At 39.0% G+C, this 21,088-nt stretch carries 12 protein-coding genes; 6 read left to right on the forward strand and 6 right to left on the reverse strand.

The window, feature by feature from the left end:
• Positions 1–185 precede the first annotated feature (185 nt).
• Positions 186–4,208 carry a rhombosortase-dependent M36 family metallopeptidase gene (locus I6F45_RS05830; RefSeq protein ID WP_197119010.1) on the reverse strand — a complete coding sequence of 1,341 codons (4,023 nt, stop codon included), beginning with the start codon at positions 4,206–4,208 and terminating at the stop codon, positions 186–188.
• 149 nt (positions 4,209–4,357) lie between these two features.
• On the opposite strand from I6F45_RS05830, the gene I6F45_RS05835 reads away from it, so the two are divergent.
• The 4 genes from I6F45_RS05835 to I6F45_RS05850 all read left to right on the forward strand — a co-directional run bounded on the left by I6F45_RS05835 (position 4,358) and on the right by I6F45_RS05850 (position 10,414).
• Positions 4,358–4,882 carry a hypothetical protein gene (locus tag I6F45_RS05835; RefSeq protein ID WP_024592711.1) on the forward strand — a complete coding sequence of 175 codons (525 nt, stop codon included), beginning with the start codon at positions 4,358–4,360 and terminating at the stop codon, positions 4,880–4,882.
• Positions 4,883–5,695: 813 nt separating this feature from the next.
• A complete protein-coding gene (locus tag I6F45_RS05840; RefSeq protein WP_165740907.1) occupies positions 5,696–7,507 on the forward strand; it encodes a glycoside hydrolase family 3 protein in 1,812 nt (603 codons plus the stop codon).
• 1 nt (position 7,508) lies between these two features.
• Positions 7,509–8,243, forward strand: coding sequence for a 5-oxoprolinase subunit PxpA (locus I6F45_RS05845; protein ID WP_197159935.1), 735 nt, complete (start codon positions 7,509–7,511; stop codon positions 8,241–8,243).
• A 152-nt stretch (positions 8,244–8,395) separates the two neighbouring features.
• Positions 8,396–10,414: a S9 family peptidase gene (locus I6F45_RS05850; protein WP_197159936.1), complete on the forward strand. Its 2,019-nt coding sequence runs from the start codon at positions 8,396–8,398 to the stop codon at positions 10,412–10,414.
• An 816-nt stretch (positions 10,415–11,230) separates the two neighbouring features.
• Here the strand turns inward: I6F45_RS05850 and I6F45_RS05855 are convergent.
• Positions 11,231–12,832 carry an isocitrate lyase gene (locus I6F45_RS05855; RefSeq protein WP_165741547.1) on the reverse strand — a complete coding sequence of 534 codons (1,602 nt, stop codon included), beginning with the start codon at positions 12,830–12,832 and terminating at the stop codon, positions 11,231–11,233.
• 241 nt (positions 12,833–13,073) lie between these two features.
• Between I6F45_RS05855 and I6F45_RS05860 the strand changes: the two genes are divergently transcribed.
• Entirely contained in the window at positions 13,074–15,263 is a 2,190-nt protein-coding gene (locus I6F45_RS05860; RefSeq protein ID WP_197159937.1) for a malate synthase G, read from the forward strand.
• Positions 15,264–15,473: 210 nt separating this feature from the next.
• Here I6F45_RS05860 and I6F45_RS05865 read toward each other — a convergent pair whose 3' ends face one another.
• The 4 genes from I6F45_RS05865 to I6F45_RS05880 form a co-directional block, all read right to left on the reverse strand.
• Positions 15,474–16,199 (reverse strand): YebC/PmpR family DNA-binding transcriptional regulator, encoded by a 726-nt coding sequence (locus tag I6F45_RS05865; RefSeq protein ID WP_024591562.1) that lies wholly within the window; start codon positions 16,197–16,199, stop codon positions 15,474–15,476.
• A 133-nt stretch (positions 16,200–16,332) separates the two neighbouring features.
• Positions 16,333–16,950 carry an HAD family hydrolase gene (locus I6F45_RS05870; protein ID WP_024592706.1) on the reverse strand — a complete coding sequence of 206 codons (618 nt, stop codon included), beginning with the start codon at positions 16,948–16,950 and terminating at the stop codon, positions 16,333–16,335.
• A 322-nt stretch (positions 16,951–17,272) separates the two neighbouring features.
• The gene (locus I6F45_RS05875) at positions 17,273–17,767 is read right to left on the reverse strand and encodes a DUF6702 family protein (RefSeq protein ID WP_007583614.1); all 495 of its coding nucleotides are present in this window, start codon (positions 17,765–17,767) and stop codon (positions 17,273–17,275) included.
• The gene (locus I6F45_RS05880) at positions 17,767–20,214 is read right to left on the reverse strand and encodes a M1 family metallopeptidase (RefSeq protein WP_024592705.1); all 2,448 of its coding nucleotides are present in this window, start codon (positions 20,212–20,214) and stop codon (positions 17,767–17,769) included. The genes I6F45_RS05875 and I6F45_RS05880 overlap by 1 nt, the downstream gene beginning before the upstream one ends.
• 579 nt (positions 20,215–20,793) lie before the next feature.
• On the opposite strand from I6F45_RS05880, the gene I6F45_RS05885 reads away from it, so the two are divergent.
• Positions 20,794–21,030, forward strand: coding sequence for a hypothetical protein (locus I6F45_RS05885; protein ID WP_002959190.1), 237 nt, complete (start codon positions 20,794–20,796; stop codon positions 21,028–21,030).
• Positions 21,031–21,088: the final 58 nt, after the last annotated feature.

Genomic DNA, 21,088 nt, shown 5'->3' on the forward strand with positions numbered 1-21,088 from the left:
TGTTGATGTCGTATAAAAAGGCAATATGACTAATAGATAAGTCAAAGTGTATGGCCATGAAAAAGTTAATATGAGGTCAGGACTAAAAACATCACACTAAGTTTATAAAAAAGGCCAGAAGCAAAAGCTACTGGCCTTTCATTAAAGCCGTCATGTGTTTAGAGACGACGGGATGTTATTTAAACTTATTTACTAACGTTTTTACGACGTCTATTAAACCATACTAATGGAGTAAGTAATAAAGCTATAAAGCCAAAACTACCACCACCGCTAGATTTTGCTTCTGTTACAGGCACTGTTGCTACCGCTTCATTTTTTACCATTACAGTACTTTGTTGAGTCACAGTTGTTACACCATCACTTACGGCAACTTCAAAAACAAGCTCTTCATCTGCAGTAATAGCTGCAGGTGTGAAGCTCAAAGTTGCTGTATCAGTACCAGTGAGCGTAGCATCACTACCGCTAACCTGAGTCCAAGCATAAGTTAGTGTTTGACCATTGCGATCTGACGCTGTTGCTGTAATTGTTCCTGTAGCAGATTCAGTAATTTCCGCTGATGCGCTTTCTACTAAAACAAGTGGAGCTGCGTTATCACATGCTAGTGAATCACCCGCTACAAGTTCTGAAAATACAGGAGATAAAACGTTAGACATAGTTAGGTTATCAATCCACCAACCTAAATCACTTACTGCGCCATCTGATGAAATTCTAAAGCGTACTTTTACTAAGTTGCCGTTTAGAGCATCACCAAAGTTGATAGTTTCATAATTACCATACGCGCCACTATCTTGTACGTTATTACCTGTGTATGTTTCACGTTCTTGAAGCTCTTGAGAATCGTTTTCGATTAGAACAGCGTCATAGCCAACATCAAATGTGCCGCCAATTTCAGTAGCATCAACCCAGTCACCACCATTAACACTAACTTCTACAACACCACCATCCCAGTTTTCCTCGATACTATAGAAATGCCAGAATGAAATTTCAAAGTCGCCAGAGTAACCGACTTCGAATGACTTACTCTCTACTGCTACATCCGATTGGAAGCCATTATTTACAAGGCGCATTGCTTGTGTGCCTAGGCCAAAGCCACCTTGTTCAAAGAATGCAATATTACTACTATTATCCATTACTTGAGTGCCAGCAGCTAAATCACCACCAAACATTACGTTTTCTTTTAAATCTAATAGTGATGAACTTGCTACTTCCATATCATCAGAAACTACAGCTCCAACAGGCGTTTCTGACTTAAAGCCCATATTTACTTCAAACGTAAGTGTTTGATCAAGCGCTTCAACGATATCATCGTCTGTTTCAATTTCAGGGAATGTGACTTCAATTTCTAGTGTTTCAGCTGTACCCGCTTCGTTCAAAGTAACTTTAATATCGTTACTTGTTATTGCTTCGTACGGTTGAACTTCACCAAAAGTAAGTAGGCCATCATTTTCAAATGTTACATCATGATCGCTTATAACTGTCAGTTGTGCTGTTGTACCACTAAGTACTTCACTACCACGGTTAGTAATTGTTACGCTAACCGTACTCGTTTCGCCTTTATCTAAAATATTGTCGTTAGTACAAAAACCAAGCTCTGTACCATTGTACATGTTGTTTAAGTCAGCACTTGCAAAAGCATAGCTAGAAAGCTGTGTTTTATCTGATTCAACTACACCAGTAAGGTCTTCACTGAAACGATCTGGCGATACTGCGCCAAGACCCATACCACGTTTAGCAAATGCGCCTACCATTAACTTGTAATCAGCAGGGTCTACTGCATAGGCAGCAGCTAAAATAGCATCACGTGCTTCAGTGTAGGTTGGTGCTATAGGTGTTAATTTGTAACCTGCAACTAAGTAATCTGCCATTCGAGTTTGTGCTTCATTAAAGCCATGCTCGTTAATAAGCGTTACGTAGTTTTCCCATAATACAGTTGCCCAAATTTCGCCGGCAGCATGAGGAGAAGCCACGCTTGTTGGTGAAATACCAATATCAGCACCAGCATTTTCAGTAATATGTCGGAACGATAATGCATTTACATCTGTATCAGTTGAATAAGGAAGACGACGAATACCGAAGTAGAAGTCTTCTACAAATGTGCCGCTACCATATGCTTTTTGGAACTTATCGTTACCTGTGATATTTATATCGCTTTCTTTAGCGATAAACATTAATGAGTGGAAATCGCCCCAGCCTTCGCCCATTGCGCGGCCTTGGAAGTTAATAAGGCCTGATGAATTACCGACTAAGCGGTTACTAATGTAGTGACCCCATTCATGAGCAATAATACCATTATCAAACGTACCATCTTTTAATGTTGCTTTGGTAAACATGTTTACAGTAACAACTTCACTAGCATCAATTAGGTCATACATTGCATGACCATCAGCGTAATTTAAACCCATATTTGGAATAGTTACAGTATCGTCTTCACCGCCCATTGGTGCCGGTTCTGCTGTATCTGGGTCATTATTAACAACGATAGTTGCTATTGCACCCGCATCTTGTGCATTTTTTACTTTAATTGTAAATGAGCATGAGCCACGGTCTACAATTGCAATTTTACCCGCTAGTTCAGCTGCATTTATAGCAGGCTCACAACCATCATTCACACTTGTTGAATCTACTGTATTTCCATCATCTAAACGAACAACTTCTGCAGCCACATCACTGAATTGGTATTTACCAAAGCCAGATTCTTTTGTTGAAGCTAAAAGGCCTAAAGAGTCATGTGAAGTTACTGTAATACCAAAATCTACACCAACAACGGCATCTTTACTGTTGTACAAGTACATTTGCATACGTGGGCTAGCACCATCAGCTGGCGTAGACATATTTGCGTTATTACGACCTGAGTTATCTTGAGCCTGTGCTTCAATCGGGTCACCTTCTACGCCGCCACGACCAAAGTTAGATACTTGAGCTACATTTGACGTTTCATCAAAACCATGATCATAGAAAAAATCATGTAAAAAGTTATTCATATAAAACAAGTTAACAATAGCCGCTTTACGGTTTGCGTAGCTATTTGCAACTTCATCTACTTTATAAGGGTAGTCAAATGTGAAGTCTGCTGTTGTTTCAGCAGTAAAGTCACCTTCACTAAAGTCTTGAGGTGCAACCACATCTGCGTAAGCAAATACGTTATTACCTGATGTTGTCGTTGCATCATCAGCTAACCATGGGTCCATTGTGCTTAGTTTACTGTAGTAAGATAGAGATACCATTGGCGCGTCTAAAATCTCAGTCTCGTCTACTTGCCCTGGGCCATCTGCAGGAATTACGTCACCGTGCGGGCTTTCCATTGGGTAGCCATCTTGGTTAGCGTAAACACGGTAATTAAAGTCAGCTGCATGAGATTTCAAATCTTTCGCAAAATATACTTTGCTGTTATTCGAATCTACTACATAACTAAAGTAGTCACTTTCTAAAGAGCCAACTTCTGCTACTTCTACTTCAATGTAGTAAGCAGATTTAAGCTCGCCTGCAACTTCAAAAAATACTTCTTTTGCACGTGGTGTACCTAAAACAATCTTAGAGTCATCTAATGATTTAGCCTCATACTTTGCATATCCACCCTCGTTACCAATTTTACGAAGTGAGACATCAATATTTGCTAATTCACTAAATGCTTTTTTTATACTTTGCTCAGAGCTTACAAAACCCGTTAATGCAGCAAGTTTATTTTTAGATGACGACGTATCAGCAAAATAACCCGAGCTTGCTACTAGGTTGTACTCTTTATCCATTAACAAGTTGTATTCGCGGTTAAAAACTTCAACACCGTTTACTTGTTGCTTGTATTTTGCACTAATAGAACCGCGTTTTTGCTCTGATAAATCAACCATAACAGCAGAAGATGCTGTTGTTTTACGATTACTAATACCTGTTAAAGTTTCAATATAAAAGTCAGCAGCATATTGATTACGGTTATCAGCTGCGATTAAAGCCATGTCAGGCTTACGCTGACCTATTGCTTGCCATAAAAATGTTGCTTTACCCATTTGTGCATCGTAAATAGATTTTTGACCCGATACAGTGGCGCGTTCGGCTAAGGTTCTCTGCTGAACAGCAGCTAAAGAAGTACCCTGAGTAACTGCATTTGTAGCACTTACATCATAAAATCGGGTTTGTTCAGCGGCCGTTAGCTCACCTGCTGCTAATGTTGATGCTACAACTATGGCAATAGTTGTTAATTTAAATTGAGACATGTATCCACCTGTTTGTATTTATTATATTAAAGTACTTAATGTTTTTTAATTGATTATTTTATGTAAACGCATGGTTAAGTTGTTAATATACATACTTGAATGAAGCTGAATAGCTTTAAATTTAGAGAAAAGTAAACAAAGGTAAACGAATGCAAAAAATAATTTTTATAAGTTCAGTGCCAATAATTGCAGCTTTATTACTATCTGCATGTAATAACAGTGAAAAAACAGAGGTTAACAACTCTCAGGCGCTACCTAAAACAGCAGAAATCATTATAAAAGAACCATCTAAGAACCAGAAAACTGACACTATTTTTCCTAAAAAAGAAAGTAGTCAAGGTATTATGAAAAAAGCATCTAAAAGCATAAATTCATCGGGTGATAAGCTTATTTTTAACTCTGAGCAGTTATTTAAAGGCGACGTTATTTATAATCAGAACTTAAAGCAAAAAGGTGTAGTAACAGGTACTCTTACCATTACATTAAATACCGATTCTTTGCCTGATGAGTTAAAAAATAATTATGAGTTAGTTAAATCGACAGCTCACAATTACACATTACTTGTTGAAAAGGATGTTGATATTGCAGGATTATCTAAAGATCTAAACAATTATAGCTCAGTGAGCAATGTAGAAGTTGCAATTGATTACTCTCCTATCGAAACACACTTTTAATCAGCAACAATGCACTTACCACTACCATACTTATTAACATGGTAAAGTACTTTGTCAGCACATTTGTAAACTTGGTCTATTTCGTTACTACGCTCAGACCAAGTTGCAATGCCAATAGGAATTATTATAAATCCAATAGTTTACGTATTTATAGACTCAACGGTTTGACGTGATCGCTCCGCTATTTTGCGCACTTTGCTGTTCTTATTAGGTAAAAAAATACAAATTCTTCTCTACCTAAATGCGCCACAATATTGTCTTTTCAAGATGATTTTTAGTTGAATAGGCAGGTTATTGCATTGCTGATTCTAAAGAGTATAAGTTGTTGATGCTAGTTTATTAGCGCAGGCATAGTTATTTTTAGTGTAAGTTTTTAACTGCTCCTTTTGTGCTTGGTAGGTAGAATAAAAGCGACTTACTAAAGTACTAATAAAGGCTGTAATCGTTAAATGAAAAATAAGAAATCGAAGATTAAGGCTATTAATAATTCTTTCGAAAATGAATGCCATCCTAAGTATTAGGCATTCAATACTTGCACCTATAATTGAGCATAAAGCCTGCAATTACACCCTATTAAAAATTTATTACCTAATATCAATAAAGCCAGAAAAAATATAACTTTTCACTAAGTTCAAAACTATAATTTTTCTTCAATTTTTACAATACGTTAATGGTTTTTGTAAAGAAAACCTTCTTTTGCAGTTACTTTAAAAAGTAGTTAAGCTGCATACATTTATCTACTTTTTAGCCTTGGAGTGTGTTTTGTTAAATAAGTGTATTGTACCGTCTATCGTTTTTTTATCTGGGTGTTTAATGCCATTACAATCCTCGTTTGCTAAACCCGTGCTTTCTCTTGAACAACAACTTGGGCAAAAGTTAATACTCGACTTTCGCTACTTTTGCCAGCAAGGAGCAAGTAATAAATGCCGAACTCCAATGACCGAGTTACCTAATGAGCTTGCCGTCGCTATTGCTAAATACGATATTGGCGGAGTTATTTTATTTTCTGAAAACACTCAATCAATAGAACAAACCATTACGCTTAATAGCCAATTGCAAACAGCTGCAAGTAAGTCCAGTAGTAAGCTGCCTTTATTTATATCAATAGATCAAGAAGGCGGACGTGTAGCGCGTTTACCACGCGATGTTGCTACATCATTTACCGGTAATATGTCGATTGGCGCAACGTACAAAAAACACGGTACAAGCTTTGCCACAAAAACAGCAACAGTAATAGCTAAAGAGCTAAATTCGCTGGGTATCAATGTAAATTATGCGCCTACGGTTGATGTAAACATGAACCCCGATAACCCTGTTATCAACGTACGCTCATTTGGTGAAAACCCAGCACTCGTTAGTAAGCTAGGCGCAGCTCAAGTTGCAGGGTTTGAAAACAATGGCGTTATTACTTCGTTAAAGCACTTTCCTGGGCATGGCGATACAAATGTAGATAGCCATACAGGTTTGCCTCAAGTAAACCATGTAAAAGAGGTTATTTACGAGCAAGACCTATCACCGTTTAAACACATTATCGCCAAGCAAAACCCTGGCATGATCATGACGGCGCATATCCAGTATCCAGCGCTCGATAGCACAACGTTTGTAAGTGTTGATGGCAAAACCATGATAAAACCGGCAACAATGTCGCGCGCAATCATTACTGATATTTTACGCGGTGAGCTTAATTACCAAGGTGTTGTAGTAACCGATGCGCTTGATATGGCAGGTATTAGTAACTTTTTTACACCAACTCAAGCGGTAATTAATACGTTTGCGGCTGGGGCTGACATTGCCCTAATGCCCGTTGAAATTAGAACGCCGGATGATTTAAACAAGCTCGATGACCTTATTAAAGAGCTTGTTGCAGCGGTTAAATCAAAACAACTTGATGAGCAAGAAATAGCACAATCTGCGATGCGTATTACCTCTCTTAAAAATAAATTTAGATTAAGCACTAATTTTGACCCTATTACCGCGCTTACTGAAGCTAAGCAGGTTATTGGCAGTGCAGCACATCGTGAAATAGAAGCGCAACTTGCTGTAGAGGCTATAACGCAGGTTAAAAATAATAACAGTATTTTACCGCTTAATTTAAAAGCAGGAAGTAATGTTCATATTATTATGCCCGACACGCGTAAATGTATGGCAATGCAGCAAGCAATTGAAGCTACCAGCCAGCAAAAATTCACCTATAGCTGTAGTAGCTTACAAGGGTTCGACCCTGCACTCGCAAAAGCACAAATACACGCTGCTGATATAGTTATAGCCGGCAATGCAACGCCTAATCAAAGTGCGGTAGAAATTGGCGGTATGGATGATTTAAAAGACGATCCTAATTTTGCACTTAATAATGCAGAGCAACCAAAAGCACTTGAGTCATTATTAAATATGGCAAAAGAGGAAAATAAAAGCACTGTTTTTATAAGCCTAAGAGCACCGTACGACATTGCTAAATTTGGTAATTATGCAAATGCTGTACTTGCATCCTACGCATATAATATTGATGTAGATAAAAACGATATTGTATCTGGGCCTGCTTTTACCGCCCTTGCAAAAGTGTTACTGGGTGAAGCGCCTGCTAACGGCGTACTGCCTGTTACAATAAAATCGCAAAAGGCGCATTAATATGAAACTTAATTGTGATTTAGGCGAAAGTTTTGGCGCGTGGAAAATGGGGCTAGACGATGATGTAATGCCACATATTGATATGGCTAATATTGCCTGTGGTTTTCATGCCGGCGATGCCGATGTAATGGCAAGCACGCTCACACTTGCCAAACAATATAACGTACAAATTGGCGCTCACCCCAGCTACCCAGACCTGCAAGGTTTTGGTAGGCGCTCAATGAATCTTAGTACAAGCGAGCTAATAAACTGCCTGCATTATCAAATAGCCGCTATTGAGGGCATGGCAAAAGTACAAGGTTTAACGCTTAGCTATGTTAAACCACATGGCGCGCTTTATAACGACATGATGGCAAATGAGTCAATATTACAAACCGTTATAAATGCAATTGCCAGCTACCCTACCGATTTAAAACTAATGGTTTTAGCGACTAAAAATGCCAATAAGCACATTCAGATAGCTAAAAACTCAGGAGTTGAGCTAATACTCGAGGCATTTGCCGATAGACAGTACACCGACGACGGGCATTTAGTGTCACGAACACTTGAGGGTAGTGTTCACAACAAAGCTGCATTACTAAAACAAGTAACTCAGCTTTTATCCGATGGCAGCGTGACAACACGAACTGGAAAAAAGCTAACGCTCAACGCCGATAGCTTATGCGTACATGGCGACAACGCTGATGGCATAGCGCTTATAAAAGATATAAAAGCCCTGTGTAACTCAGCTAACTAAACTTTTACACAACCTCAAATAGAAGCTGTAAACCCCCTTTACAGCTTTAACTCATAGAGTTAAATAAGAGCTTCATCGCATCCTACTGTTAATTTAATAATCCCTAACATATAACTACTTAGCAAATTAAAAAAGTAACAACAGGGATTAAAATGAAACAGCTTTTAACACTTAGCCTCATTTTAGGCTGTAGCAATTTAGCCTACGCTGAAACAAATACACTACAACTGCAAGACGTGTTTAATTTAGAATATGCCAATCAAATAGATATAACCGAAGACGGTAAAACTGTTTATTTTGTGCGTAACCGCATGGATATAAAAACAGATCGCAAAGTTGGTAATATTTGGTCTGTTGATTACAAAACCAAACAAATGCAGCCGCTAACCTCTGGCGTGCATATGGATTATTCGCCAGTCCTCTCTCCTGATGGTCAACGCCTTGCGTTTATATCAACCCGCGATGGCAGCAGCCAAATATATATTAAATGGCTTAAAACAGGTGCCATGGCAAAAATTAGTAACTTAACGAGTAGTCCACGTGCGATTACATGGAGCCCTGATTCTAGTCAGCTAATATTTAGCATGTTTGTTCCAAGCGCTAATTCAGCGCCAGTGAGCTTACCAGGCAAACCAAAAGGCGCAACCTGGGCAGAGCCCGCTAAATTTATTGATGATGTTTATTACCGTTCAGATGGTGGCGGTTACACGCAAAAAGGTTTTAGCCAATTATTTTCCATAGATGCTAACGGTGGTAATGCCAAACAACTCACTCATGATGAATTTGATAACGCAGGCGATGTAAGTTTTAGCAACGATGGTAAATCGCTTTATTTTTCTGCGAACAGGCACACAAACAACCAGCTAAAACCCACAAACAGTGAAATCTATCAACTCGAGTTAGCCACACAAAATATAACTAAAATTACTGACCGAAACGGACCTGACGAGCAGCCTAAAGTATCGCCCGATGGTCGTTACTTAGCGTACACAGGTTACGATGATAAACGCACTAACTACGAAAACGCTCAGCTTTATATTCGTGATTTAAAAACAGGTAACACAACTAGCTTAACGCCAGATTTTGATCGTAGCGTAGGTCAAATGAAATGGAGTGCAAACTCCAAAGGCATATACTTTAGCTATGCAGATAAAGGTCAAACCGCCCTCGCCTATCAACCACGCAGCGGCAAGCGTAAAATAATAACAACTCAAATTGGCAGTGTTGCCTTTGGACGCCCTTATTCTGGTGGTGACTTTGATGTAAGCGAAGATGGCGAAGTAGCCTTTACCCTTGCCGATACTCAGCGCCCTGCTGATATAGCAACAATTAAACGCGGTAAAGCGCAGCGTTTAACTACCCTTAATAGTGATGCTCTGGCTGATAAAACTTTGGCTAAAGTGGAAGAAATTTGGATTAAATCAAGCCACGATGAGCTACCAATCCAAGGTTGGATTGCTTACCCACCAGAATTTGACAGCAGCAAAAAATATCCGCTAATACTAGAAATACATGGCGGTCCAGTAGCTAATTATGGCCCGCACTTTAGCGCTGAAATTCAGCTGTTTGCAGCCAAAGGAAATGTAGTTTTATACATGAACCCACGTGGTAGTGATTCATACGGTAAAGAGTTTGCACAAACTATTCATCATAATTATCCAAGTAACGATTTTGATGATTTAATGACTGGCGTTGATGCGCTAATAGCGAAAGGCTTTATTGACGAGTCTAAATTGTTTGTAACCGGTGGCTCTGGCGGTGGTGTATTAACAGCTTGGATTGTAGGTCATACAGATCGCTTTGCTGCGGCTGTAGTTGCTAAGCCTGTTATTAATTGGATCAGCTTTGTACTAACTGCCGATTTTTACCCGTTTTTTGCTGATTACTGGTTTCCGGGTAAACCGTGGGATCACATTGAGCATTACATGAAGCGCTCGCCTATTAGTTATGTTGGAAACGTTAAAACTCCTACTATGTTGCTCACTGGCGAATCTGACTACCGTACACCAATATCAGAAACTGAGCAGTTTTATCAGGCATTAAAACTACAAGGCGTTGATACTGCAATGGTGCGCATTCCTAATGCATCGCATGGTATTACAGCTCACCCATCAAACTTAATGACTAAAGTAGCTTATATTCAATGGTGGTTTGATAAACACACTAAATAAACTCTGGGTAATAAATTTATAGCTCAAATAAAAGCCACTTCAAATAAGTGGCTTTTATGTTTACCGCCTTAGTATTCAAACTGTAAACCCCCTTTACACTTCTGTGGCAGTTAAATATCGGACTTAGCTAAAACTTCAGTTAGTAAAATTTCGGTTTATAGCATTTTTTGTAACTTGAGTTGGTAAAAAATCGGTTTGAGTCACTGTTTATACCCTCTCAGTTAGTAAAATTTTGTTTTATAGCACAGAGAAGTTAGTAAAAAATCGGTTTATAAATTCGCTAAGTTTGCTTATTAAAGCAAAAATCAGTCACTTACCTGCCTTTTAAAGTTGTTGTAAACGCTTTTTACAGCAAAATCACCCCAAATATGCTGTTTTATGAAAGGTTAGTTAAACTCTGATCTGTAAATTCACTCAGGTAGTTAAATAGTGATCCAACATGATTTGGCAAGGGCGTGTTGAACTTTGGTGGGTTAATTTGCAGCAGTATGTTTGGTTTTTAGGCAAGACGGAGCTTATGTAGTGTGGTTATTCCCCATGAATAGGCGATAACGTAGCATAAATACCAAACATGCGCTGCCCTTTGGGTTCTTTCTAGGGACGATAAACTCTTTGTTGCTCGGTTTTTACTTAGCCCACTAGGTTACAAACCTCGCGCCGCGATTTAATCGCCCCTAGATTGAACAAATTTCAATCCACAAAGATCAACACGCCCTAGTTAAAGTCTGATCTGTAATTGTGCTTCAATGTTCTAACTTTACTTAAAGCAATAAAAAAGGGCCTATTGGCCCTTGAGTAACACTATCTAGTTAGGAATTAAAATTGGTTCATGGTGTTATCTTCACCACCGGCTTTTAGCGCGTTATCACCAGAGAAGTATTCTTTGTGTGTATCGCCCATGTTAGACCCCGCTAAATCTTGGTGCTTAACAGATGCCTGCTCACGGCGAATTTCTTGGCGTTGTACATCACGTACATACGCCAGCATACCCATGTCGCCAAAGTAACCTTCCGATAAAATATCAGTGCTTAGCGCAGCTGTATGGTATGTAGGCAGAGTAATTAAGTGATGGAAAATACCCGCTTCACGTGCGCCATCGCGTTGGAAGTTTTGTACTAATAAATCGGCTGCTTGAGCAAGCTCTGTTGCATCCATTTCTGGAGCCATTAAGCCTTTGTTGTCGCCAAGGCTTGGGTAAGCACTTAAGTCACGGCCAGCTTCTTGCCATTCTTGATACACTTGCTCACGAAACTTAAGCGTCCAGTTAAACGAAGGCGAGTTGTTGTATACCAGTTTTGCATTTGGCACATGCTCTTTTACACGATTTACAAGCTCTGCAATTTGTTTAACATGTGGTTTTTCTGTTTCAATCCACAGTAAATCAGCGCCCGACTGCAAGCTTGTAATACAATCTAGTACTACGCGGTCTTTTTCAGTGCCTTCGCGGAACTGAAATAAACCGTTATCTAGGCGAGTTGGTTTACATAACTGGCCATTAATTTTCATTGCTGTGTCGCCTTCATTTAAGTCATCAACACCGTTAATTGGCGTGGTTTCTAAAAATGCATTGTACTGGCTTGCTAAATCACCAGGTGTTTGCGACACAGGTACTTTTTGAGTAAGGCTGGCACCTAATGAATCTGTGCGTGCCACAATAATACCGTTATCAATACCGAGTTCTAAAAAAGCGTAACGTACTGCATTGATTTTTGCTAAAAAGTCTTCGTGCGGTACTGTAACTTTACCCGCTTGGTGACCACATTGCTTAGCGTCAGACACTTGGTTTTCTATTTGAATGGCACACGCACCGGCTTCAATCATTTTTTTAGCGAGTAAATAAGTTGCTTCTTCGTTACCAAAACCAGCGTCAATATCAGCAATAATTGGCACAACATGGGTTTCAAAGTTGTCTATTTTATCAATAACCGCTTGAACGTCACCGCCATTCGCTTTTGCTGCATCTAGGTCATTAAATAAGTGGTCAAGTTCGCGTGCATCAGCTTGCTTTAAAAACGTATAAATTTCTTCAATTAATGCAGGAACCGACGTTTTTTCGTGCATGCTTTGATCTGGCAGCGGGCCAAATGCAGAGCGAAGCGCTGCAACCATCCAGCCACTTAAGTACACATAGCTGCGTTTAGTTGTTTTTTGGTGGCGCTTAATAGCCATCATCATTTGTTGGGCAGTAAAACCATGCCAACACCCCAAAGACTGTGTGTACTGGCTTGTGTCTGCGTCATATGCAGCCATATCTTCACGCATTACGTCTGCTGTGTATTGCGCAATTTCAATCCCAGTACGAAAGCGGTTTTGTAAACGCATACGGCTTGCGTATTCAGGGTTAATAGCTTTCCATGGGCTGCCTTGAGATTGGCAAAGAGTAGAAAGAGTGTCTGTTTCGCGTTGATATGTTGTCATAATAAAATCCTTCGAACGAGTGTGTAAATTATTTTAATGTTGTGAGAGTGGCTAGGAGTGTGTGCTCCGTTTCGCTTGATTCAACATTAGGCTCATTTTTTAGATTTAGTAAATTTATAGTTATTATTGCGGCTATACATTTTGTGAATGGCTAAAAAGCACTCAACATTGCTTTTTTGAGTTATTGTTGCCTTAACGCACAAGCACACAACAACATCGCGACCGTTTAAGGAAGGCAATTATGTCCCACACTCTCACACATTCAGGACTCAGCGTAGACACACAACTTGCTGATTTCGTTAAAAACCAATTACTCCCTGGCACGCATTTGAGTGAGCAGCAGTTTTGGCAAAACTTTGCACATATAGTGCAAACACTTACCCCTACAAACACAGCATTGCTTGAAAAGCGAGAGCTGCTTCAAAAGCAAATAGACGACTACCATCTTGCTAATAAAGCGTGGGATAGCGTTAAGTACCAAGCCTTTTTGCAAGATATTGGTTATTTAGTAAAAGAGCCTGCCAACTTTGAGATTGAAACTCAAAATGTAGAACCCGAGGTAGCGCTTACAGCAGGGCCTCAGTTGGTTGTGCCTGTAAGTAACGCACGCTTTGCACTTAATGCTGCTAACGCACGTTGGGGTTCGTTATACGACGCTTTATACGGCACTGATGTGTTAAGCGAAGAAGACGGCGCCGAAAAAGGCACTACTTACAACCCAGTACGTGGTTTTAAAGTCATGGCCTACGCTCGTCAGTTTTTAGATAAAGCATTGCCGCTGACTAATGGCTCGCACATAGAAAGCACTAATTATTCAGTAGTAGATGGCGCACTTTTAATTACGTTACGTGATAGCTCTCAAACCACATTAGCCGACCCATCTCAGCTTATTGGCTATCAAGGTGAAGCGCAAAATCCTACTGTAGTATTATTAAAAAACAATGATTTACACATAGAGCTACATATCGATCACCACCACATTATTGGCCAAGCAGATAAAGCAGGCTTAAAAGATGTAGTGTTAGAGGCCGCGCTTACAACCATTATGGATTGTGAAGATTCTGTAGCTGCGGTAGATGCAGAAGATAAAGTACAAGTTTATAAAAATTGGCTTGGTCTGATGCAAGGTAACCTAGTTGAATCGTTTAAAAAAGGCGATAAAACTGTAGAGCGCACTCTGCAAAGTGATAAAACATACACCGCACTCGATGGCGGCACCGTTACTTTAAAAGGCCGTAGCATGATGTTTGTTAGAAACGTTGGCCATTTAATGACGAACCCTGCTATTACCGATGTGTACAATCAACCGGTATTTGAAGGCATTATGGATGCGATGTTTACTGCCACCGCTGCCCTGCACGACCTAAATAAAAAAACAGGTATTAAAAATACCAGCGCGCAAAGTATTAATATAGTAAAACCAAAAATGCATGGCCCTGAAGAGGTAGCGTTTACTAACACTTTATTTAGCTTAGTAGAGGAAGCGCTAAGCTTACCTAAAAACACGCTTAAAATGGGTATTATGGATGAAGAACGCCGTACTTCTGTAAACCTAAAAGCCTGTATTTATGCAGCTAAAGAGCGTGTTGTATTTATAAATACTGGATTTTTAGACAGAACAGGCGATGAAATTCATACCTCTATGCAAGCGGGTGTTGTACTTCCAAAAGCACAGATTAAGCAGCAACCATGGATACAAGCTTATGAGGATCGCAACGTCGATATTGGCCTTGCTTGTGGCTTAAGTCATAAAGCACAAATAGGTAAAGGCATGTGGCCAATGCCAGATAAAATGGCATTAATGATGGAGCAAAAACAAGCTCACCCTAAATCAGGCGCTAATACTGCATGGGTGCCCTCCCCTACAGCCGCTACTCTGCATGCAATGCATTATCACGATATAAACGTATTTACCGAGCAGCAAAGTATAGCTAAGCGAACTATTGCGAGCCTTAATGACCTGCTTACACCGCCGCTAATGACAGACCCTAAAAGGCTTTCAAAAGAAGATATTCAAAGCGAGCTTGAAAACAACGCACAAGGCATTTTAGGTTACGTTGTACGTTGGATTGATCAAGGCGTTGGCTGCTCAAAAGTACCCGACATTAACCATATCGGGCTAATGGAAGACAGAGCAACACTGCGTATTTCAAGCCAGCATATGGCTAATTGGTTGCTAAATGGCGTGTGTTCACAGGCGCAAATAAAATCAACAATGGCTAAAATGGCCAAAGTAGTTGATGGTCAAAACGAGCACGACACTGCGTATACACCCATGGCAATAAACGAAGAAACCCTTAATAACAGCATTGCGTTTCAAGCTGCACTTGCACTGGTTTTAGAAGGCGCAACACAACCGAGTGGTTACACTGAACCACTACTACATAGCTACCGTATAAAATATAAAGCACAAAAAACGAATACGCTTTAAGCGCTTAAGCAAAGTTCAGATTAAGTACTAAACCAGCTTTTAAGCTGGTTTTTTATCTCCTAAAATTAGAATAACAGCACTTTTAAGGCATTTTAAAAATATATATTCAAATAAGCATAATACACATGAATATCTAACATTTATTCAAACGTAAAAAAGCGTGTTTTGCATACACAAAACACGCTTTTTAAATCTTTTAGCTAATTAAATCTAATTTTTTACAATAGCATTGTGATAAATGTTTTGTACATCGTCACAATCTTCAAGCATATTTATAAACTTATCAAAGTTAGCAATAACTTCTTCGTCTTCAATTTCAATATTAACTTGAGGAATAAACGTAATTTCGTCAACTTCAAAGTTAATGCCTTCAAATGCGTCTTCAAGGGCAGTTTTAGCTTTAAAGTATTCTGTTGGCGGTGCAAATACCGATATTTTACCGTCCTCGGCTTCAACATCGCTAACATCAACATCAGCCATCATTAATGCTTCTAATACTATTTCGTCGTCATCACCCGCAAAGCCAAGTACCGCATAATGATCAAACATATGTGCTACGCAGCCAGGAGTACCAATTTTTGAGTCTGTTTTAGTAAACGGTAAGCGTACATCTTTAATTGTACGGTTCGGATTGTCAGTTAAACAGTCAACTATAACCATGCAATTACCAGGACCATAGCCTTCGTAACGGGCAACAGAGTAATCTTCCCCTGCGCCACCGGCTGCTTTTTCAATTGCTTTATCGATAACGTGCGCGGGTACTTGGTCTTTTTTAGCTTTTTCGATTAGACGGCGTAGTGTTTGATTTACTTCGGGATCGGGATCGCCACTTTTTGCTGCAACGTAAATCTCTTTACCATACTTTGAGTTTACTTTTGTTTTTGCATTAGCTGTTTTGATCATAGAACTTTGACGAACTACAAATGCTCTGCCCATTTTTTGCCCCTAATGAATACGTTACGTTTTGCGGTATTTTACCAATTCAAAACGTATTGGGCTAGGAACAAACGTTATTTTGTAATTTAAATAACGTAGCACTTATTCTTAAATAAATTTAATAGTGCGCTATTTAACATAACTCTATTTTTTCAGAATAACTCTCAACTAATGTCACTAATTCAACAAAGTCATGTAAAACGTAATCTGCCTGATCGGCATAAGCAGGCGTTGACTCTGGAGCGTATAAACACGCGCGCATATTTGCATTGTGCGCAGCTTGAATGTCGTAAAGGTAATCGCCTACATAAAGTAAATTTCTGGCGTTAATGTTCCAAAGTGTAGCAATGGCATTTAAAGCGCTGGGATCTGGCTTTGCTGGGGCATCGCTTCGTGTTAAAACTGTACTGATAGGGAGTGGATTATTTTGTAATTTAATTGCCGCTGCTTTATCAAAATTGCGAGTAACAATCGCCATCGGAATATTTTTAGACTTTAAAGCATGAATAGCTTCACTCACACCAGGTAATATTCTGGCATGTTGTGCATCTATTAATTCGTGTTGGTGAACTATATTCATTGCCTCTTCACGCATATACGGTGAGGGCAACTGAGCAATGTAATCAAGTAAGTCTTGCTCGCAAGGGCAACCTATTTGGGCCTTTATTAATGCAAAATCTAATTCTGATGAAACCAATGTTCCATCTAAATCAAAAATCACTCCAAAAATAGCCTCAACCTGAGTAGTCATATCATTCCCTGAATTTAGTTATTACTAAATGAAATTTAAACATAAAATTCTCTACTGCTTATGCCCTAGGCCGGTAAATACAAAGGGATAAATGAAACTAACTATATTTAAATATTAATACGCACCATTATCAATCTATTGATAACAAAGTAATTTAAGTGCTTGATATATCATGCGCAAAAAAAGGTAAATATACAAATTGAACTCACAAATTTTACGTAAATTTACAAATAACAGATCAAACATGAACGCAGTTTAAACGTATGAAGAAAACGCGCACATAAACAACTGCTGTGCGCGTCGGTTGGGGAAGTTTTAAATATTAATTTTGCTCAAAGCGGGCTTCGAGCCAAGTATCATCTTGAGCAAAGTTTAAAGTTTTAATCTTACCTTTGCCCTCAACGTTTACCATATTTACCTGAGATGGCCATAAATCACGAAGTGCGCCATTACTCATTTTAATTCCTTCAATATTTTCAGGAATTGGTGCTTCTTGGTAAACCCAAAAAAACTTACCATCAACTTGTGCTCCCACAAAGTTAAGTGGTAAAGGTTCACCACTTAACGTTTGTAGAGCAACATGCGATTCAACATACTTAGCAAAACGTTGTTGGTCGGCTTTATTACTAATAATATCAATTTTGCCTTTAAACAATGTTCCTACGGCGTGTTCGGTATCATGTAAATAAAAGCGATGCATTAATTCAACATTATGCGTTCGTTTATTAAAAAGCACGGTTGTAACTGACGACTTTAGTTGATGCGCCATACTTGGCGCAGCAACTAAAAGGCAAACAATAATAAGCAAAAAGCGCATTATTGCTGCTCCTCACCGTCATCCTTTTCGTCTTTCTTCTCATCAGTTTTAAGCTCAGTTTTAATATCTTGCATGATATCGCGACTTACTTTAGCTTTACTCTTTTCCTTTTTAAACACTTCAATACGTGAAGGAATAATACGACGAGGGTAGTTATTGTTTTCAACATCTACGTCAGCTGTTTCCCAGCCTGGGTCAACAGTAACTGATACAAGCGGTTTGTTTTTATCGGTAACAATCAGCTTTTGAACGTTTTTATAATTACGACGCCAAATTTCAGCAGGAATATAGCGCTCTTCTTTAGTGCCATCTTCATATGTTAGCTCTAATAAAATAGGCATTACCAAACCACCAAGGTTTGAAAATTCCATAACGTAATAGTTTTTATCTTCTTCTAAAGCACGCTCAAGCGTTTTACGCTCCCACGGCTCTAAGCCTTTTAAAAACTTATTGTACGAGTTACGTTCTTTATTGGTTACAGTAAAACGGTCGTTTTCGTCATAAAAATCGGTAACATCAGAGTTTTTCTCAACCCATGTTTTTTTACCTTGTGCGCGGTTACGCTCAACAAATAATGAAGTAGGTTTGTCTGCTTCAATATCACGTAAACGGCTGTAATCAATATCAGGGTTTTTAGTGTCTAAACGTAGTTGATATACTTTATCTAAAGAGATATCTACATGGTCTGTGGTGTAAAACCAGCCACGCCAAAACCAATCTAAATCAACACCAGAGGCTTCTTCCATTGTACGGAAAAAATCAGCTGGAGTAGGGCGCTTGTATTTCCAGCGCTGAGCATACTCTTTAAATGCAAAGTCGAATAAGTCACGGCCTAAAATTACTTCACGTAAAATATTAAGGGCTGCTGCAGGTTTAGTATAAGCATTAGGACCTAAGCGTAATACACTGTCTGACTGAGTCATAACAGGTACTTGGTTTTCAGACTTCATGTAGCTCACTATATCGCGAGGCTCAACACCCCAAGGAATAGTAGGATCCCATTCACGACCAGCAACGCCATCTAAAAAGCTATTTAAGCCTTCATCCATCCACGTCCATTGGCGCTCATCTGAGTTAACAATCATTGGAAAGTAAATATGACCCACTTCATGAATAACTACGCCAAGTAAAAAGCGCTTTTCAGCTTGAGAATAAGTACGTGTACCATCATCTTGTAACTTAGTACGCGGGCCGTTAAAGGTAATCATTGGGTATTCCATACCGCCAACAGGGCCATTTACCGATTGCGCAGTTGGGTATGGGTAGTCAAAAGAATACTTAGAGTACACTTCCATTGTGTGTACTACCGCTTCAGTTGAGTACTTCTCCCATAAGTCACCACCTTCTTTAGGGAAGAACGACATTGCCATAACTAAAGGTTGAACGTCACCACCTTGCTGATAACCCTTTGCATCCCACATAAACTTACGAGACGACGCCCAAGCAAAGTCACGTACGTTTTGCGCTTTAAAGTGCCACGTTTTAGTTTTGTCGGTGCCTTCTTTTTCGTTTTCTAGCGCTTCTTCTGCGTTAACAATAAACACAGGACGCTTAGATGTTTCGGCTTGCTTTAAACGTTTACGCTGAGTACTCGTAAGTACTTTGCTCGCGTTATCAAGTTTACCTGTTGCCGATACAATGTGATCTGCCGGAACAGTAATCTCAACATCGTAATCACCAAACTCAAGCGTAAACTCACCTGAGCCTAAAAACGGCTTGTTTGTCCATGCTTCGTAATCGGTATAAGCCGCTAAACGAGGAAACCACTGAGCAATTAAGAATATGTCGTTGCCGTCTTCTTCAAAGTGCTCGTAACCAGAACGTGCACCCACTGCATCTTCTTCAACAATGTTGAAGGCAAAGTTCATGCTAAATTCTACTTCTTTACCTGGTTTTAATGGCTCGTTTAAATCGATGCGCATTAAGGTATCAACTACAGTTACGCGTAGTTCTTTACCATCGTCATCTTTTACGCCACTGATTGTATAACCCAGTTCGTTGTCGCTCATAAATTGCTGGCGACGTAATTCACCTAAACTTAATTTAGCGGGCTTTTGAGCTGGTAGGCTTTCTAAAGTGCTTTTAAATGTTTTTGTTGTTTCGGCAATAGAATCGCTTTTAAAAATATTTTGATCTAACTGTAACCATAAATATTTAAGCGTATGTGGTGAGTTATTTTTATATTCAATGCTTTGACTACCAGTAATGCGGTGCTTTTTTTCATCTAGCTTCACATCAATATCGTAATTTACACGTTGCTGCCAGTATTTTTCACCTGGTTCGCCAGCGGCACTACGATAAACATTGGGTGTAGGAAGTGCTTCGTCTAATTGACGAAATTTATCAACAAAAGAACCTTTTGTTTGCTCAACCGAAGACGCCATAGCTGCACTCGATATTGCGAACGGCAATACAAAAGCACTTAGCGTAAGACCTATTTTTTTCATTGTTAGTCCTAATATAATTTTGTGAGCGTACTTTGACAAATATACCAGTTAGCTTCAATAAATTAGCGACCAAGTACCGTATTTTTAGGGTGATGCTCACTTAGTTTTTTAGATTGAAAAATACAATTATTTTGTAACAAAATACGAATAGATAAAAACTGTAAAGGGGGTTTACAAAATTGGGTTTTAATAATGGTTTTGATCGGTTAAATACAAAGTCCCAGAACTTAAAAAAATATCATTCATTTTATATATATTGCTAAAAAAGTATTGCTTTGGCATTACCAGGTAAACCATTAATCCTACGTATAAGTATTACTAATTCGCAACAAGTAAAATGGCCTAAAAGCCCTTTCTACTGAACAAAAACACAGTGAAACGAGTAAATAATTGGCTCAAATATTGCCGAACTTCATTAATATTCGCTATTTGTACGATAAATGACAAATAGTGTAATTTTAGGTTGATCTTTAGTGCTGTTTATATTTAAAATCGCCAACCTTTTTATTTGAGGCAAATAAATTCGTCACATTTATCCTCAAATTAATATCGATTACTAGCAAGAAATGCGGTGGGCTTATGGATTTTTACATCCTAAAAAAACAACAAGAACTAATTGCGATTCCAGCAAGTGAGAATAACTGTAAGCAGTATCTCGATTCGGGTTATTTTTATATCGATAAAGTAGCAGCGTGCAACGAAACTAATGCACTAAAGGCGCTACACGCAAAACAAACTAAAACGTTAAAAATCCCATTATTAATGGCACTTTTAGCATTGCCGGTTGTTTTTTCAGCGTGGTACAGTTTAACCTAAAGTAATGCGGGTCTTAGGCTTGCATCTTTAACTGCCTTGGGTATATTGGCGCTCTTAC

The organism is Pseudoalteromonas sp. SWYJZ19 (assembly GCF_015864375.1).
Taxonomy (GTDB): domain Bacteria; phylum Pseudomonadota; class Gammaproteobacteria; order Enterobacterales; family Alteromonadaceae; genus Pseudoalteromonas; species Pseudoalteromonas arctica.

Excerpts from the sequence above, each read along its gene's own strand:
- I6F45_RS05865 (WP_024591562.1), bottom strand. The coding sequence starts at position 16,199 with ATGGGCAGAGCATTTGTAGTTCGTCAAAGTTCTATGATCAAAACAGCT.
- I6F45_RS05835 (WP_024592711.1), top strand. The coding sequence starts at position 4,358 with ATGCAAAAAATAATTTTTATAAGTTCAGTGCCAATAATTGCAGCTTTA.
- I6F45_RS05830 (WP_197119010.1), bottom strand. The coding sequence starts at position 4,208 with ATGTCTCAATTTAAATTAACAACTATTGCCATAGTTGTAGCATCAACA.
- I6F45_RS05845 (WP_197159935.1), top strand. The coding sequence starts at position 7,509 with ATGAAACTTAATTGTGATTTAGGCGAAAGTTTTGGCGCGTGGAAAATG.
- I6F45_RS05870 (WP_024592706.1), bottom strand. The coding sequence starts at position 16,950 with ATGACTACTCAGGTTGAGGCTATTTTTGGAGTGATTTTTGATTTAGAT.
- I6F45_RS05855 (WP_165741547.1), bottom strand. The coding sequence starts at position 12,832 with ATGACAACATATCAACGCGAAACAGACACTCTTTCTACTCTTTGCCAA.
- I6F45_RS05850 (WP_197159936.1), top strand. The coding sequence starts at position 8,396 with ATGAAACAGCTTTTAACACTTAGCCTCATTTTAGGCTGTAGCAATTTA.
- I6F45_RS05880 (WP_024592705.1), bottom strand. The coding sequence starts at position 20,214 with ATGAAAAAAATAGGTCTTACGCTAAGTGCTTTTGTATTGCCGTTCGCA.
- I6F45_RS05860 (WP_197159937.1), top strand. The coding sequence starts at position 13,074 with ATGTCCCACACTCTCACACATTCAGGACTCAGCGTAGACACACAACTT.
- I6F45_RS05840 (WP_165740907.1), top strand. The coding sequence starts at position 5,696 with ATGCCATTACAATCCTCGTTTGCTAAACCCGTGCTTTCTCTTGAACAA.
- I6F45_RS05875 (WP_007583614.1), bottom strand. The coding sequence starts at position 17,767 with ATGCGCTTTTTGCTTATTATTGTTTGCCTTTTAGTTGCTGCGCCAAGT.
- I6F45_RS05885 (WP_002959190.1), top strand. The coding sequence starts at position 20,794 with ATGGATTTTTACATCCTAAAAAAACAACAAGAACTAATTGCGATTCCA.